Raw genomic sequence first — 14800 nt, 5'->3', positions numbered from 1 at the left:
TACATCAGTGATGATGACGCTAAGGATGGTGACCAGACTTACGTTCGTTTCGGCTTTAAGGGTGAAACGCAGATTAACGATCAGCTGACCGGCTACGGACGTTGGGAAGCTGAGTTCGCAGGTAACAAAGCTGAGAGCGACTCTTCTCAAAAAACACGTCTGGCATTTGCCGGGCTGAAACTGAAAGACTTCGGCTCACTGGATTACGGCCGTAACCTGGGCGCGCTGTATGACGTCGCCGCATACACCGATATGTTCCCGGAGTTCGGCGGTGACGGCCTGGCACAGACCGATAACTTCATGACGAAACGCGCCTCCGGTCTGGCCACATACCGTAATACCGATTTCTTTGGCCTGGTTGACGGCCTGAATATGACCCTGCAATACCAGGGCAAAAATGAAAACCGCGACGTGAAGAAGCAAAACGGTGACGGCTTCGGTACCTCCCTGAGCTATGACTTCGGCGGCAGCGATTTTTCTGTGATTGGTGCCTATGCCAGCTCCGATCGCACTAACGATCAAAACCTTCAGGCACGCGGCGAAGGTAAAAAAGCAGAAGGCTGGGCAACCGGTTTGAAATATGATGCCAACGATATTTATCTGGCCACTATCTATTCCGAAACCCGCAATATGGCCCCTATTTCCGGTGGCTTTGCAAATAAAGCGCAAAACTTCGAACTGGTCGCGCAATATCAATTTGACTTTGGTCTGCGTCCATCTCTGGGTTACGTGCAGTCTAAAGGCAAAGATATCGAAGGTATCGGCGATGAAGATATCGTGAAATACATCGACGTAGGTGCGACATATTATTTCAACAAAAATATGTCTGCGTTTGTTGATTATAAGATCAACCAGATCGATGACGATAATAAACTGGGCGTAAGCAGCGATGATATCGTTGCGCTGGGCATGACCTACCAGTTCTGATGTTGTGGTAATAAAAAAACCGGCGCTGAGCCGGTTTTTTTGTGCCCGGTGACGCTGTGCTTACCGGGCATACGGGATAGTACATTTTTCATGCCGGGTAAGGCGTAGCCGCCACCCGGCGCTGTGACATCATCAGGCTCTCAGTTTCACCGCTTCGCTGGAAAAATCGTCCGCAGGCTCCAGCTTCAGATCCAGCGTTGCCAGCAGATCACGAGCTTTGCCGTGAAATTCTTTTAGCGTATGCTCCAGACGATCGATCACTTCCTGATCTTTGATGCTCGTCGCCTGCCAGTGCCCGTCTTTATTAAACAGGCCAAACTGATAGCTATAGGTAAAACGGTTTTCCTGTGCTTCCATTTCCATCCACCAGCCCCAGAACTCACGTTTTTCGGGTGCAGGCTTCACGTTGACGCAAACAGCCAGGCAGTCGAAAAAAAAGCGATTCTCTTCACACTGCTCTTCTCGAATATACGGGCCAAGAGCCATGAACTTCTTAATCAGTCTACTTTTCGGGTGTCCACTCGGTAACGTCATTGCGATCTCCTTTTGTGAAGCACTGTTTTACCAAACCAACGAAATTTAGCAAACTATTAACACAATCTCTGCGTGATCCAGCGTGTGATCTCTTTCAGCGCTTTGTCAAAATTCTGGTACACCGGGCTGAAGGGTACCTCCAGCAATTTACCATCAGAAGATGACGACGTGATTAAGCGTGACTCCTCTTCCGGGCTAAACGGATCGTTCTTCCAGAAACCGGACATCATCGGGGTTGGGCAGCGGCGGCCGAGTAAGCCCTGCGTTTTTAATGAATAACGATTAAGTTCAATGCGCAACGCTTCGTCTGAAGCATCATGCATGCCAAGTCGGCTCGCCAGCACGTCCAGATACATCTCAGGAACGCTACCCTGACGCGCAGGATCGCTTAACAGAGCATGCACCACCGGGCCAAGACAGGCGACGGCCTTCAGGCGTGAAGATTCAAGGTAGGCAAGCCGTACCGCGACGTTAGCGCCAAAGCGGAAGCCAAACGCGCCAACCCGGGTGTGGTCAACCCAAGGGATATTCTCCAGCGCTTTTAAAGCATGCTGGTGCAGCAGGCTGGAGTCTTGCGTAAGTTTCCATTTGGATGAAAAACCAATGGAAGGCATATCAAGCGTCAGCATGGCGATTCCGTTTGGGGCAAAGTAGCGCTCATACAGGCTGTAATAGTCAATTTGTAACGAGTCCAGTCCACCGCACATCAGAACCGTCGGGAACGGCCCTTCCCCCTCCGGCATATGCAGGAATCCGGTCACCGGGCTGCCACCGGGAATGGCGAACTCAATTTCACGCATCCGGCCAGGCAACCGCTGCGCGGCCTCTTCATAAGCCCGGTTTGCCAGCGCCTGGGCCTGCTCTGCCAGTTCGTCGCCTTTAAGATGCGGATATGCAGCGATGCTGTACAGATTTGCCGCATGCAGCCAGTGCTTTCCGCTGAGAGTGGCGTCTTCTTCCTGGCTCGCTTTTTGCTGCCAGAGCATGGCCTGCTTTGACCATTCGTAGATCCAGTTTCCACCACGGTAGCCCACCACCGTATCGTAGAGATCGCCGTCGGTACGCTCGGACTCACTCATCACGATACGCGCCTGCACGTCGAGGATTTCACGCGGATCGATGCCGCGCCAGATCCACATCAGGCGGTTAATCATTCGATACCAGTGGGGCACGTTCTTACCGTCTAACGCTGACTGAACGGCAGGCATTGTCCCCGGATTAAACCGACGCACCAGCGTCGACGTTTCAGGGTGCTTGAAACGGGGTTTGAAGAGAGTTTCGGTAAGATTCGCCTGCGTCATTGCGTTGCCTCCATGGATACGTCATATGAAGACCATTGTAACGCGTGGCAGGCTAAAAAGAACAACGCCCGGCATAACCGGGCGTGTAAAGTTACGTACTGAAATTAACGGCCAGAGATAGGCGGTACGAAGACCACGCCCATATCCCATGGCTGTTCAATCCAGGTATCCTGCGGGATATCAATGACGTAATCATCAACCAGTGGGCGACCCGCTGGTTTCGCGAAGATCGTGACGAAGTGCGCTTTTGGATACATTTCGCGGATAGCCACCGCGGTACCGCCGGTGTCCACCAAATCGTCGATAACGATAAAGCCTTCACCGTCGCCTTCCGCGCGTTTCAGCACTTTCAGTTCGCGCTGGTTGTCGTGATCGTAGCTGGAGATACATACGGTATCGACATGACGAATACCCAGCTCACGAGCCAGCAGCGCCCCCGGTACCAGACCGCCACGGCTGACGGCAATAATGCCTTTCCACTGTTCGGAAGGCATCAGACGCGCAGCCAGTTTGCGTGCGTGAATCTGCAACATGTCCCAGGTGACGACGTATTTTTCGCTCATGTGAAGTGTCCCAGCCTGTTTATATACGGCTTAAAAAAATGAGGGTGAACCAGGTTGCGCGAGATTATAGAGATCTGACGCACTAAAAACCAGTGTTACGCGCCATGAGCCTGAGTTTTTACATGCTTAATGCTACCAGCCACGGGAGAAAGTGGTATTCTCAGTTGCATCTCGCAAGCCTGACTTGTGGTAACGATTAACCTGCTAACCCTGTGACCTGCAACATTGTTTTGCAGCGCAACGACAAGGAGACCTATCGTGTCTGAACTGTCTCAATTATCTCCACAACCACTGTGGGATATTTTTGCCAAAATCTGCTCCATTCCGCACCCTTCCTATCACGAAGAACAGCTTGCCGAACATATTATGGGTTGGGCAAAGGAAAAAGGTCTGCACGCTGAGCGCGACCAGGTTGGCAATATTCTTATCCGCAAACCTGCCACCGCAGGTATGGAAAACCGTAAGCCAGTGGTATTGCAGGCGCACCTGGATATGGTTCCGCAGAAAAACAACGACACCGTTCACGACTTCACAAAAGACCCGATCCAGCCGTACATCGACGGTGAGTGGGTGAAGGCGCGCGGCACGACTCTGGGCGCAGATAACGGCATTGGTATGGCTTCCGCGCTGGCCGTGCTGGCTGACGACAGCGTTGAACACGGTCCGCTGGAAGTGCTGCTGACCATGACTGAAGAAGCGGGCATGGATGGCGCGTTCGGTCTCCAGGCAAACTGGCTGCAAGCGGACATTCTGATCAACACCGACTCCGAAGAAGAGGGTGAGATCTACATGGGCTGCGCGGGCGGGATCGATTTTATCTCTACCCTGCCGCTGTCCCGCGAAGCGATCCCTGCCGGATTCGAGACCTTTAAGCTGACGCTGAAAGGGCTGAAAGGCGGTCACTCCGGCGGTGATATTCACCTGGGCCTGGGCAACGCCAACAAACTGCTGGCGCGTTTCCTGGCGGGCCATGCCGCTGAACTGGATCTGCGTCTGGTGGACTTCAACGGCGGTACTCTGCGTAACGCGATCCCTCGCGAAGCCTTCGCTACCGTGGCGGTGCCTGCGTCGAAAGCGGACGAGCTGAAAAACCTCTCCAGCGTGTATCTGGAGATCCTGAAAAACGAACTGTCTGCAAAAGAGAAAAACCTGACGGTGGTGCTGGAGTCCGTTACGACGGATAAAGCCGCGCTGACCGCACAGTCTCGTGACACGTTCGTCCAGCTGCTGAACGCAACGCCAAACGGCGTTATTCGCAACTCTGACGTGGCGAAAGGCGTGGTGGAAACCTCCCTGAACGTGGGCGTGGTGACCATGGGTGACGACAGCGCAGAGATCATCTGCCTGATCCGTTCCCTGATCGACAGCGGTAAAGAGTACGTTGTGAGCATGCTGGAATCTCTGGGTACCCTGGCGGGCGCGAAAACGTCTGCAAAAGGCAGCTACCCGGGCTGGCAGCCGGATGCAAGTTCTCCGGTCATGGCACTGGTGCGTGAAACTTATCAGCGACTGTTCAACAGCACCCCGAACATTCAGGTTATTCATGCGGGTCTGGAGTGTGGTCTGTTCAAGAAACCGTATCCGGATATGGACATGGTCTCCATCGGGCCAACCATCACCGGGCCACACTCCCCGGATGAGCAGGTTCACATTGAAAGCGTCGGTCACTACTGGACGCTGCTGACTGAGCTGCTGAAAGCAATTCCTGTTAAGTAATTAGCCGTTTGATGCCCGGTGGCGCTACGCTTGCCGGGCCTACGATTAGCGTAATCTACAGTCCCAACACCAGTTGACGCTCCAGCTGCGGATCCAGCAAGGTGACGTGCAGCCCCACCAGCCTCACCCCTCGTCCGCCCCGCCGTTCTTCCCACGCCTTTTTCGCCGTCGCGATAAGATCCTCTTTGTTGAGGCGTGGCCAGACGTGCTCCTGCGTCGTCTGCTGAAAATCGTTAAATTTCAGTTTGATGCCCTGTCGGGCAATAAGCAGATCCGGTTTGACCTTCAGTAAGCGTCGTTCAAGCTCAGGATAAAGCTGTTCCGTAATAATGGTTTCACACTCGGTCCAGTCATGGATATCTTCGCTCAGTGTGCGTTCAACGCCGACCGATTTACGCAGCCGTTCGTTGTTCACATCCCGGTCATCAATGCCCTGACTGCGTTCCCACAGTACGCGGCCAAACTTGCCAAAACGCTTAAGCAGCAGCGCCAGATCGCTGCGCTGAACGTCTTCGCAGGTGCGTAGCCCCATACTTTCCAGCTTCGCGGCGGAGACTTTGCCCACGCCGGGGATTTTGCTGAGCGGCAGCGTCTTTAAAAACGCCGGAACCTCTTCCGGAGTGATGACGTACTGGCCGTTGGGCTTATTTAAATCGGAGGCGATTTTGGCGAGAAATTTGACCGGCGCGACGCCTGCCGATGCCGTCAGGTTCAGCTCATTAAAAATAGTCTGGCGGATCTCCTGCGCCATGAGGGTGGCGGAGCCGTGGCAGTGCATGCTGTGGGTGACATCCAGATAGGCTTCATCCAGCGATAACGGTTCAATCAGTGAGGTGTAGCGGGAGAAGATCTCCCGAATGTGGCTCGATGCTTCTTTATAGGCATCAAAACGTCCGGGCAAAAGAGTGAGATGCGGGCACAGTTTCAGCGCCATCGCTGTCGGCATGGCGCTGCGTACACCGTATTTGCGAGCAGGATAGTTGGCGGTGCTGATGACACCGCGCTGAACCCGGCTGCCGCCAATGGCGATCGGAATATCCCGCAGCGCCGGGTTGTCACGCATCTCCACTGCGGCAAAAAAGCAGTCCATATCGACATGGATTATTTTGCGCATAGTAAGCCCTCACTTATTACTGGATAAGTATACAGTAAACAAATGAGGGTTGAGAAGTGCGCGCAGGAATTGTCGGGTGGCGGCGTTGCCTTACCCGACCTGGAAGACTAAATAATGCGTTGCTGCTCGCGAGCCATCCGCTTTTTCCGCGCATCGCACGGTTCCGGACAATCGCACACTTTTTCCATTCCGATGGAAGAGATGCCTCCGCAACTGCCCTGAATGCTTTTACGCTTGATGATCCAGCCTAAGGACATGCCGAAGATCACCAGCACAAACACCGCAAAGGTCGCCAGAAAAGTCAGCATAATCAGCCTCCGAAATCATCAAGCATGATGTTCTCATCTTCCACGCCAAGATCTTTTAGCATCTTAATCACGGCGGCGTTCATCATTGGTGGACCACACATATAGAACTCGCAGTCTTCCGGTGCCGGGTGCTGTTTGAGGTAATTTTCATACAGCACGTTGTGGATGAAGCCCGTATAGCCTGTCCAGTTATCTTCCGGCTGCGGATCGGATAGCGCCACATGGAAGGTAAAGTTAGGGTTATCACGCGCCAGTTGTTCAAACTCATCGTCATAGAACATTTCGCGCAGTGAACGCGCCCCGTACCAGAAGCTGATCTTACGCTTGCTGCCAAGTCGTTTGAGCTGGTCAAAAATATGCGAACGCATCGGTGCCATACCCGCACCGCCGCCGATAAAGACCATCTCCGCGTCAGTATCTTTGGCAAAGAATTCGCCGAACGGGCCGGAAATCGTCACTTTGTCGCCAGGCTTGAGGGACCAGATATACGACGACATGACGCCAGGAGGGGCATCAGGCACATTCGGTGGCGGCGTGGCGATACGCACGTTGAGCATAATAATGCCCTTCTCTTCCGGATAGTTAGCCATGGAATAGGCGCGAAGCGCGGGCTCTTTTACCTCGGAAACAAAGCGGAAGAGGTTAAATTTATCCCAGTCTGCCCGGTACTCCTCAGGCACATCGAAGTCAGCATACGCGACGGTGTGTGCCGGACAATCAATCTGGATATACCCACCCGCACGGAACGGGACGCTCTCCCCTTCAGGGACACGCAGCTTGAGCTCTTTGATGAACGTAGCTTTGTTATCGTTAGAGATAACTTCGCACTCCCATTTTTTCACGCCGAAGATCTCCTCCGGCAGCTCAATCTTCATGTTCTGGCGCACAGCGACCTGGCACGCCAGACGGCATCCCTCTTTCGCTTCACGCTTCGTGATATGCGACAGTTCCGTTGGCAGAATATCACCGCCGCCCTCTTTGACCGTCACACGGCACTGGCCACAGGAGCCACCGCCGCCACAGGCAGACGAGACAAAAATCCCGTTGCCGGAGAGCGTGTTAAGCAGCTTATCCCCTGCCGGGGTACGGATCTGATTCTGCGGATCGTCATTGATATCAATGATCACATCCCCGGAATTGACCAGCTTCGCACGCGCCGCCAGGATCAGCCCTGACAGCACCAGTACTATCAGCGTGAACATCACCACGCCAAGAATAATTTCCATCTGTTAGCCCTTATAGCTGCACACCGGAGAAGGACATAAAGCCCAACGCCATCAGGCCGGTGGTGATAAAGGTGATCCCTAAGCCACGAAGCCCCGCAGGTACGTTGGCATATTTCATTTTTTCACGGATCCCCGCCATGGTGACAATCGCCAGCATCCAGCCGATACCGGAACCGAAGCCATACACAACCGATTCACTGAAGTTGTAATCGCGCTGAACCATAAACGAGACGCCACCGAAGATGGCGCAGTTCACGGCGATCAGCGGCAGGAAGATCCCCAGCGCGTTGTACAGCGACGGGAAGTATTTATCGAGGATCATCTCCAGGATCTGAACAAGCGCCGCAATCACTCCGATAAAGGTGATGAAGTTCAGGAAGCTAAGATCAACCCCCTCCACCAGCGCGCCATCGCGCAGCACGAAGTTGAATACCAGGTTGTTAATCGGAACGGAAAGCCCCAGCACAACGGTAACTGCCACGCCCAGACCAAATGCCGTCGATACCTTTTTAGAAACGGCAAGGAACGTACACATGCCCAGGAAGAAAGCGAGCGCCATGTTTTCAACAAACACCGCGCGCACAAATAAACTCAGGTAATGAGCCATTGTCGGTTACTCCTTTTCCTGCTGTTCAGGCTTCAACGTACGAATCAGCCAGATCAGCAAACCGATAATGAAAAATGCGCTTGGGGCCAGCAGGAACAGGCCGTTCGGCAGATACCAGCCGCCGTTCTGTACCGTATCCAGCACCGGAATGCCAAACAGCTTGCCGCTGCCAATAAGTTCGCGCAGGAAACCAACCGTCAACAGGATCACGCCGTAACCCAGGCCGTTGCCAATACCGTCCATAAAGCTCGCCAGCGGTGGCATTTTCATCGCATAGGCTTCAGCACGCCCCATCACGATGCAGTTGGTGATTATCAGGCCGACAAACACCGAAAGCTGCTTCGAGGTTTCATAGGCGAAGGCGCGCAGGAGCTGATCGACCACGATCACCAGCGAGGCGATAATCGCCATCTGCACGATGATCCTCACGCTGTTGGGTATGTGGTGGCGGATCATTGAGATAAACATGCTGGAAAACGCTGTCACCAGCGTTACCGCCAGCGTCATGACCACCGCCGTTTCCAGCTTGGTGGTCACCGCCAGCGCCGAGCACACCCCCAGCACCTGTAGCGTTATCGGGTTATTGGCTAACAGCGGGCCAATCAGCACCTTTTTAACTTCTTTCAGTTCACCCGTATCAGCCATTATTCAGCGCTCCTTCACGTACATTCTTCAGGAAGGGACCAAAGCCCAGTTCACCCATCCAGAAATCAAAGCTGTGCTGCACACCGTTAGAGGTGAGCGTGGCACCGGAAAGGCCATCAACGGCAAATTCATCGCCGGGACGCGCGCCCCCTTTCACCACCTTCAGCGCAGGCTGGCCGTTGTCGTCGAGCACTTTTTTACCAACAAACTGTGCCCGCCAGTTAGGGTTCTCAACTTCGCCTCCCAGCCCTGGTGTTTCGCCCTGATCGTAATAAGTAATGCCTTTGACCGTACGACCATCGGTTTCCAACGCCACAAAGGCGTACATCATTGACCATAAACCGTTGCCATAGATGGGCAACACGATTTCCTGGATGCGCTTTTGCTCGTCACGGACGAGGTAAATCTCCGCGACATTGCTGCGGCGCTTAATGCCTGCCGGATCCTGCGAGGCGTCAAGCGTGGTGCTCATCTGCGGATCTTTTAGCGCCAGCGCCTGGTTGTATTTCGCCGGGTCTTTATCCATTAACTCCCCGGTTTTTAAATCCACCAGCCGTGCGGTAATACGTTCGGCAAACACCGCTGCGACGTCATCCTTCGTCATGCCTTCCTGCATCAGCCCGGCCACGGCCAGGATGTTACGCTGTTTATCCAGCGCTCGTTGCTCCTGCTGTAGCGGCTTTAACCCTACGGCAGAACCGGCTACCACGATGGAACAGACCAGACACAGTACCAGCACCACCAGCAGCGTTTTGCTGATGCTGTCGTTATTTTTGATCTCAGCCACGCGCCTTCCTCCGCTTAATGTTGGCGCGCACGACCAGGTAGTCGAACAGCGGCGCAAACAGATTGGCAAACAGAATGGCCAACATCATCCCTTCCGGATAGGCCGGGTTGACCACGCGAATCAGTACACACATCACCCCAATGAGCGCGCCGTAACACCATTTACCTCTGTCGGTAAACGAAGCCGAGACCGGATCGGTGGCCATGAACATCATGCCAAACGCAAAGCCTCCCAGCACGAGGTGCCAGTACCACGGCATGGAGAACATCGGGTTTGTGTCTGAACCAATGAAGTTGAAAAGCGTGGCGGTGAGTACCATCCCGAGCATGACGCCAGCGACAATGCGCCAGGACGCCACGCGGCCAAAGAGGATGATGGCCCCGCCGATTAAAATCATCAGGGTAGACACTTCACCGATGGAGCCTGGAATATTGCCGATAAACGCATCAAACCAGGTGACAGGCTGTCCGGTTGCATTGTTGACAAGCGTTTCGCCGCCGCCTGCCGCCCACTGTGAAAGTGGCGTCGCGCCGGAGAATCCGTCTGCTGCCGTCCACACCAGGTCTCCCGAGATTTGCGCCGGATAAGCAAAGAACAGGAACGCGCGCCCTGCCAGCGCCGGGTTGAGGAAGTTGCGTCCGGTCCCACCGAAGATCTCCTTGGCAATCACCACGCCAAAGCTGATCCCCATCGCCGCCTGCCAGAGCGGCAGCGTTGGCGGGACAATCAGCGCAAACAGAATAGAGGTGACAAAGAAGCCCTCGTTGATCTCATGTTTGCGAATAATAGCGAACAGCACCTCCCAGAAACCGCCCACGATAAAGACAGTCATATAGATAGGGAGGAAGAAGACAGCGCCCAGCGTCATCATGCTGACCCAGCCGGCATCTGCCGCAAAGCTCACCCCCAGCGACTGCGCCAGACGATAGTGCCAGTCAGACTGAATCACCTGCGCCAGCTGCTCTGCATCGTACATATGGTGCAGCGCCGGAATAGTTTGCAACCCAACGTTATACATCCCCCAGAACATGGCCGGGAAGACCGCAAACCAGACCAGAATCATCATTCGCTTGAGGTCGATGGCGTCGCGAACGTGCGCCGCGCCTTTCGTCACCAGACCCGGCGTGTAGAAAATGGTCGTTGTCGCTTCATACAGCGGGTAGTACTTTTTGAGCTTCCCTTCGGTAAAGTGCGGCTCAATTTTTTCAAAGAGGTGTTTTAAGCCCATGGTTATCCTTCCTGCTCAATGCGGGTTAACACCTCGCGCAATACGGGTCCATATTCGTATTTACCTGGACACACGTAGGTACACAGCGCCAGATCTTCTTCGTCCAGCTCCAGACAGCCCAACGCCTGGGCACCGTCGGTATCGCCGGCCAGGAGATCGCGCAGCAGCACGGTGGGCAGAATATCCAGCGGCATCACGCGTTCGTAGTTGCCAATCGGAACCATGGCGCGCTCACCGCCGTTGGTGCTGGTGGAGAAGTTAAACAGCTTACGACGCAGGAAGTGGCCGAGCGTGGTGCGCGTTACCGAGTATTTTTCTGCACCAGGCAGCACCCAGCCGAACAGCTCTTTCTCGCGTCCTTCAAGCACAACGCTCACCTGAAGATGGAAACGACCCAGCCAGGCCATCGGGCCTGTCGCGTGCCTTCCGCTCAGCACCGAACCGGAAATAATACGGTTTTCACCCTCTTTCGTTTCGCCAGCCAACAGCGCCGTCAGGTCCGCCCCAAGCAGCGTGCGAACCAGACGCGGTTGGGTTGCCTGAGGGCCGCCGATGGCAATAATGCGTTCTGCGCACAGCTCACCCGTGGTGAACAGCTTACCGATAGCGATCACGTCCTGATAATTAAGATGCCAGACCTGTTTCGTCAGGCTTACCGGCTCCAGGAAATGAATATGCGTTCCCACCAGCCCGGCCGGATGCGGGCCGGCAAATTCATTAAAGGCTACCTGCCCTTGCGGATGCCCGCCCAGCTTACCGCCGCTGGCCTGACAGACATGCACTTTGCCCGGCGTCAGGCGCGTTAACACGGTGAGGCCGGCATCGAAAGCTTTGCGTTCAGCCAGGATAAGAGGCTGCGGATCTGCGCTGAGCGGGTTGGTGTCGATGGCCGTGACGAAGATAGCGGCCGGCACAGTGCCAGGCACGGGCGTTTTGCTATAGGGGCGCGTGCGAAGCGCCGTCCACAGTCCCGACTCCAGCAGTTGCGTCTGCACCGCGTCGTGGCTGAGGGTGGCAAGATCGGCGGCGTCAAAACGCGCAAATTCGCGTTTCTCATCGCCTTCAATTTGAATAACAACCGATTGCAGGACGCGACGCTCACCACGATGGATGGCGACAACGGTGCCGCTGGCTGGGGCTGTAAACATAACGCCAGGATTTTTTTTATCCTCGAAGAGCGCCTGGCCTTTTATTACGCGATCGCCTTCCTGTACCAGCATCGCGGGACGCATGCCCACGTAATCATCACCTACAATAGCGACATGATGAATACTGGCGCCGGTGGTGACGTGCTGTTCAGGCACGCCAGAGATTGGCAGATCGAGTCCTTTTCTGATTCTAAACATGTGGTTAGCAGGTATCCATGAACAACAATCCAGAGAGGCCGGAGTGTAACATTTTCGGCCCTGCCAGGGGCAGCAAATCCGCCGTCTGGCGCGCTGAAATGCGAGCTATTGCGCAAAGTTCCTGGAGTCAGGACATTATGAATGGGTTATAAAGTAAAACTAATTTGTAAACGCAAAGGTTGGCTCTTGCGAAAATCTCCATCGGTGCTAATGTGAGCGCTCCTGTCCAGATTAGTCTGATTTCGGGTGTCTTTTGCCGTTCTGGCAAGTTGGTCATTGTTTTATCAAGGAACCAGTAGTATGCGTAAAATCGCATTGTTCATTGCGATGCTTCTGATACCGTGCATGTCGTTTGCCGGGCTGCTTGGCAGTAATAGTTCAACGACGCCGGTCAGCAAAGAGTATAAACAGCAGTTGATGGGATCCCCGGTTTATATTCAAATCTTCAAGGAAGAGCGCACACTCGATCTGTTTGTCAAAATGGGCGAGACGTATCAGCTGCTCGATAGCTACAAAATCTGTAACTATTCTGGCGGGCTGGGGCCGAAACAGCGCCAGGGTGACTTCAAAAGTCCGGAAGGGTTTTACAACGTTCAGCGTAACCAGCTAAAACCGGACAGCCGGTTCTATAAAGCGATTAACATCGGTTTCCCCAATGCCTTCGACCGTGCGCACGGTTACGAAGGGAAATACCTGATGATTCACGGTGCCTGCGTGTCAGTCGGTTGTTATGCGATGACGGATTCCGGCATTGATGAAATCTTCCAGTTTGTCACGGGCGCACTGGTCTTCGGCCAGCCGAATGTTCAGGTCAGCATCTATCCGTTCCGTATGACGGATGCGAACATGGCGCGCCATAAGTACTCTGTTTACACAGATTTCTGGAAACAGCTAAAACCGGGCTATGACTACTTCGAGCAGACCCATAAGCCGCCGGTGGTGTCCATCGTCAATGGCCGTTACGTGGTGAGTAAACCGCTCAGCCATGAAGTGGTTCAGCCGCAGCTGGCGTCAAATTACGCGGTCCCCGAGACAAAATAGCGCCCACTCGCCTGGCATGATCTTTTGCCAGGTTTCGTTGCCGGTCAGCGGCTGCGTTGCAATGACAGTGACCACATCGTTCGGTGTGGTCTCCTTCTGAAAATCAATTTCCACATCCTGATCGAGCAGCGTGGCGACGCCAAACGGCGCACGTCGGGTGATCCAGAACAGATTCGTCGAGCAGAACGCCATCACGTAGCGCCCGTCAGACAGCAGCATATTAAAGACGCCCTTCTCGCGTAACTCAAACGCCAGTGACGCTATGTACTTAAAAACGGCGGTCATGTTGCCGGGCGTACGGGGGTAGCGCTCGGTCAGCTTGTGCAGCAGCCAGCAAAATGCTTTTTCGCTGTCCGTTTCACCGACAGGACGGAAATTGCCGGTTTCCAGCGACTTATAGCCCGAAAGCTGCCCGTTGTGCGCATAGGTCCAGTTACGGCCCCACAGTTCACGGGTAAACGGATGGGTATTTTCCAGCGCCACTTCGCCGCGATTTGCCTGGCGGATATGGGCGATCACCGAACAGGATTTAATAGGATAGTCCTGCACCAGTCTGGCAATGGGTGAGTTAAAGCTGGGTTGTGGATCTTTAAACGTGCGACATCCTTTGCCTTCGTAGAAGGTAATACCCCAGCCGTCTTTATGCGGCCCGGTTCCTCCACCGCGCTGAACCAGCCCGGTAAAACTAAAGCAGATATCGGTTGGCACATTGGCGCTCATCCCGAGCAGTTCGCACATAGATCACCTCCACAACAGCGGGGGGCACCGGCGCCCCCCAGCGAAGTCTTACTTAACCATCTCTTTTTCGATCAGTTGGATCAGGATGTGGATCACTTTGATGTGAATTTCCTGAACGCGATCCGCATAACCGAAGTGTGGTACACGGATTTCAATGTCCGCTGTACCGTCCATCTTACCGCCATCTTTCCCGGTCAGGGTGATCACTTTCATGCCCTTCTCACGCGCGGCGGCGATCGCTTTGATCACGTTAGCAGAGTTACCGGACGTGGAGATACCCAGCAGCACGTCGCCTTCACGGCCTACGGCTTCAACGTAGCGGGAAAAGATATGGTCGTAACCGAAGTCGTTGCCTACACAGGAGATGTGGCTCACGTCGGAAATCGCAATCGCCGGGTAGCCCGGACGGTTTTCGCGATAGCGTCCGGTCAGCTCTTCGGCGAAGTGCATGGCGTCACAGTGGGAACCGCCGTTACCGCAGGAGAGCACTTTACCGCCGGCTTTGAAGCTGTCGGCAAGCAGGACCGCCGCGCGCTGAATAGCGTGAATATTGGCATCATCTTTCAGAAAATTCGCCAGCGTTTCCGCCGCTTCGTTCAGTTCGTTACGAATAAGATCCTGGTACATGAGGATAATCCTTCAGTATTGATGAAATAACACAGTGGAGTGTACCGGATAGCAGTAAAAGCGAGAAGCTAAAGCCATGCGAATCGTCCGGC

Annotated in this window: 16 protein-coding genes; 3 read left to right on the top strand and 13 right to left on the bottom strand. The window is 54.3% G+C overall.

What is annotated here, in order from left to right; all coding sequences use genetic code 11:
* Positions 1 to 927 (top strand): phosphoporin PhoE (gene phoE / locus IMQ56_RS19980; protein WP_196064128.1); only part of this gene is annotated, 927 nt, incomplete at its 5' end.
* A 132-nt stretch (positions 928 to 1059) separates the two neighbouring features.
* Here phoE and crl read toward each other — a convergent pair.
* The 3 genes from crl to gpt form a co-directional block, all read right to left on the bottom strand.
* Entirely contained in the window at positions 1060 to 1461 is a 402-nt protein-coding gene (gene crl, locus IMQ56_RS19975) for a sigma factor-binding protein Crl (RefSeq protein ID WP_006809999.1), read from the bottom strand.
* A gap of 56 nt (positions 1462 to 1517) precedes the next feature.
* The gene (gene frsA / locus IMQ56_RS19970) at positions 1518 to 2762 is read right to left on the bottom strand and encodes an esterase FrsA (protein WP_017694464.1); all 1245 of its coding nucleotides are present in this window, start codon (positions 2760 to 2762) and stop codon (positions 1518 to 1520) included.
* 104 nt (positions 2763 to 2866) lie between these two features.
* Positions 2867 to 3325, bottom strand: coding sequence for a xanthine phosphoribosyltransferase (gpt, locus tag IMQ56_RS19965; protein ID WP_003863205.1), 459 nt, complete (start codon positions 3323 to 3325; stop codon positions 2867 to 2869).
* Between the two features lie 258 nt (positions 3326 to 3583).
* On the opposite strand from gpt, the gene pepD reads away from it, so the two are divergent.
* A complete protein-coding gene (pepD, locus tag IMQ56_RS19960) occupies positions 3584 to 5041 on the top strand; it encodes a cytosol nonspecific dipeptidase (protein WP_023295966.1) in 1458 nt (485 codons plus the stop codon).
* Between the two features lie 55 nt (positions 5042 to 5096).
* On the opposite strand, the gene dinB is transcribed toward pepD, so the two are convergent.
* The 8 genes from dinB to IMQ56_RS19920 all read right to left on the bottom strand — a co-directional run bounded on the left by dinB (position 5097) and on the right by IMQ56_RS19920 (position 12302).
* Entirely contained in the window at positions 5097 to 6155 is a 1059-nt protein-coding gene (dinB, locus tag IMQ56_RS19955) for a DNA polymerase IV (RefSeq protein ID WP_023303124.1), read from the bottom strand.
* 107 nt (positions 6156 to 6262) lie between these two features.
* Positions 6263 to 6463 (bottom strand): (Na+)-NQR maturation NqrM, encoded by a 201-nt coding sequence (gene nqrM, locus IMQ56_RS19950; protein ID WP_003863212.1) that lies wholly within the window; start codon positions 6461 to 6463, stop codon positions 6263 to 6265.
* A 2-nt stretch (positions 6464 to 6465) separates the two neighbouring features.
* Positions 6466 to 7689 (bottom strand): NADH:ubiquinone reductase (Na(+)-transporting) subunit F, encoded by a 1224-nt coding sequence (nqrF, locus tag IMQ56_RS19945; RefSeq protein ID WP_015571374.1) that lies wholly within the window; start codon positions 7687 to 7689, stop codon positions 6466 to 6468.
* Positions 7690 to 7699: 10 nt separating this feature from the next.
* Complete coding sequence (gene nqrE, locus IMQ56_RS19940) at positions 7700 to 8296, bottom strand: NADH:ubiquinone reductase (Na(+)-transporting) subunit E (protein WP_003863217.1); 597 nt, start codon at positions 8294 to 8296, stop codon at positions 7700 to 7702.
* Positions 8297 to 8302: 6 nt separating this feature from the next.
* Positions 8303 to 8941, bottom strand: coding sequence for an NADH:ubiquinone reductase (Na(+)-transporting) subunit D (locus tag IMQ56_RS19935; RefSeq protein WP_003863219.1), 639 nt, complete (start codon positions 8939 to 8941; stop codon positions 8303 to 8305).
* A complete protein-coding gene (locus IMQ56_RS19930; RefSeq protein ID WP_017383124.1) occupies positions 8934 to 9728 on the bottom strand; it encodes a Na(+)-translocating NADH-quinone reductase subunit C in 795 nt (264 codons plus the stop codon). Before IMQ56_RS19930 ends, IMQ56_RS19935 begins: the two co-directional genes overlap by 8 nt.
* Positions 9721 to 10956: an NADH:ubiquinone reductase (Na(+)-transporting) subunit B gene (locus tag IMQ56_RS19925; protein WP_015571375.1), complete on the bottom strand. Its 1236-nt coding sequence runs from the start codon at positions 10954 to 10956 to the stop codon at positions 9721 to 9723. The genes IMQ56_RS19930 and IMQ56_RS19925 overlap by 8 nt, the downstream gene beginning before the upstream one ends.
* A 2-nt stretch (positions 10957 to 10958) precedes the next feature.
* Positions 10959 to 12302, bottom strand: a complete 1344-nt coding sequence (locus tag IMQ56_RS19920; RefSeq protein WP_023295963.1) for a Na(+)-translocating NADH-quinone reductase subunit A — start codon at positions 12300 to 12302, stop codon at positions 10959 to 10961.
* Between the two features lie 300 nt (positions 12303 to 12602).
* Here IMQ56_RS19920 and dpaA point away from each other — a divergent pair, with 300 nt between their 5' ends.
* Positions 12603 to 13343 (top strand): peptidoglycan meso-diaminopimelic acid protein amidase, encoded by a 741-nt coding sequence (dpaA, locus tag IMQ56_RS19915; protein ID WP_006810008.1) that lies wholly within the window; start codon positions 12603 to 12605, stop codon positions 13341 to 13343.
* Here dpaA and IMQ56_RS19910 read toward each other — a convergent pair.
* Together IMQ56_RS19910 and lpcA are read right to left on the bottom strand one after the other, a co-directional pair.
* A complete protein-coding gene (locus IMQ56_RS19910) occupies positions 13314 to 14081 on the bottom strand; it encodes a class II glutamine amidotransferase (protein WP_015571377.1) in 768 nt (255 codons plus the stop codon). The genes dpaA and IMQ56_RS19910 overlap by 30 nt on opposite strands.
* A gap of 48 nt (positions 14082 to 14129) precedes the next feature.
* The gene (gene lpcA / locus IMQ56_RS19905) at positions 14130 to 14708 is read right to left on the bottom strand and encodes a D-sedoheptulose 7-phosphate isomerase (RefSeq protein WP_003863232.1); all 579 of its coding nucleotides are present in this window, start codon (positions 14706 to 14708) and stop codon (positions 14130 to 14132) included.
* Positions 14709 to 14800: the final 92 nt, after the last annotated feature.

Origin of the sequence: Enterobacter sp. Res13-Sevr-PEC09-46 (genome assembly GCF_015672585.1) — a bacterium.
Classification (GTDB): Bacteria; Pseudomonadota; Gammaproteobacteria; order Enterobacterales; family Enterobacteriaceae; genus Enterobacter; species Enterobacter hormaechei_C.
This window is presented reverse-complemented; position numbering and strand designations above follow the sequence as displayed.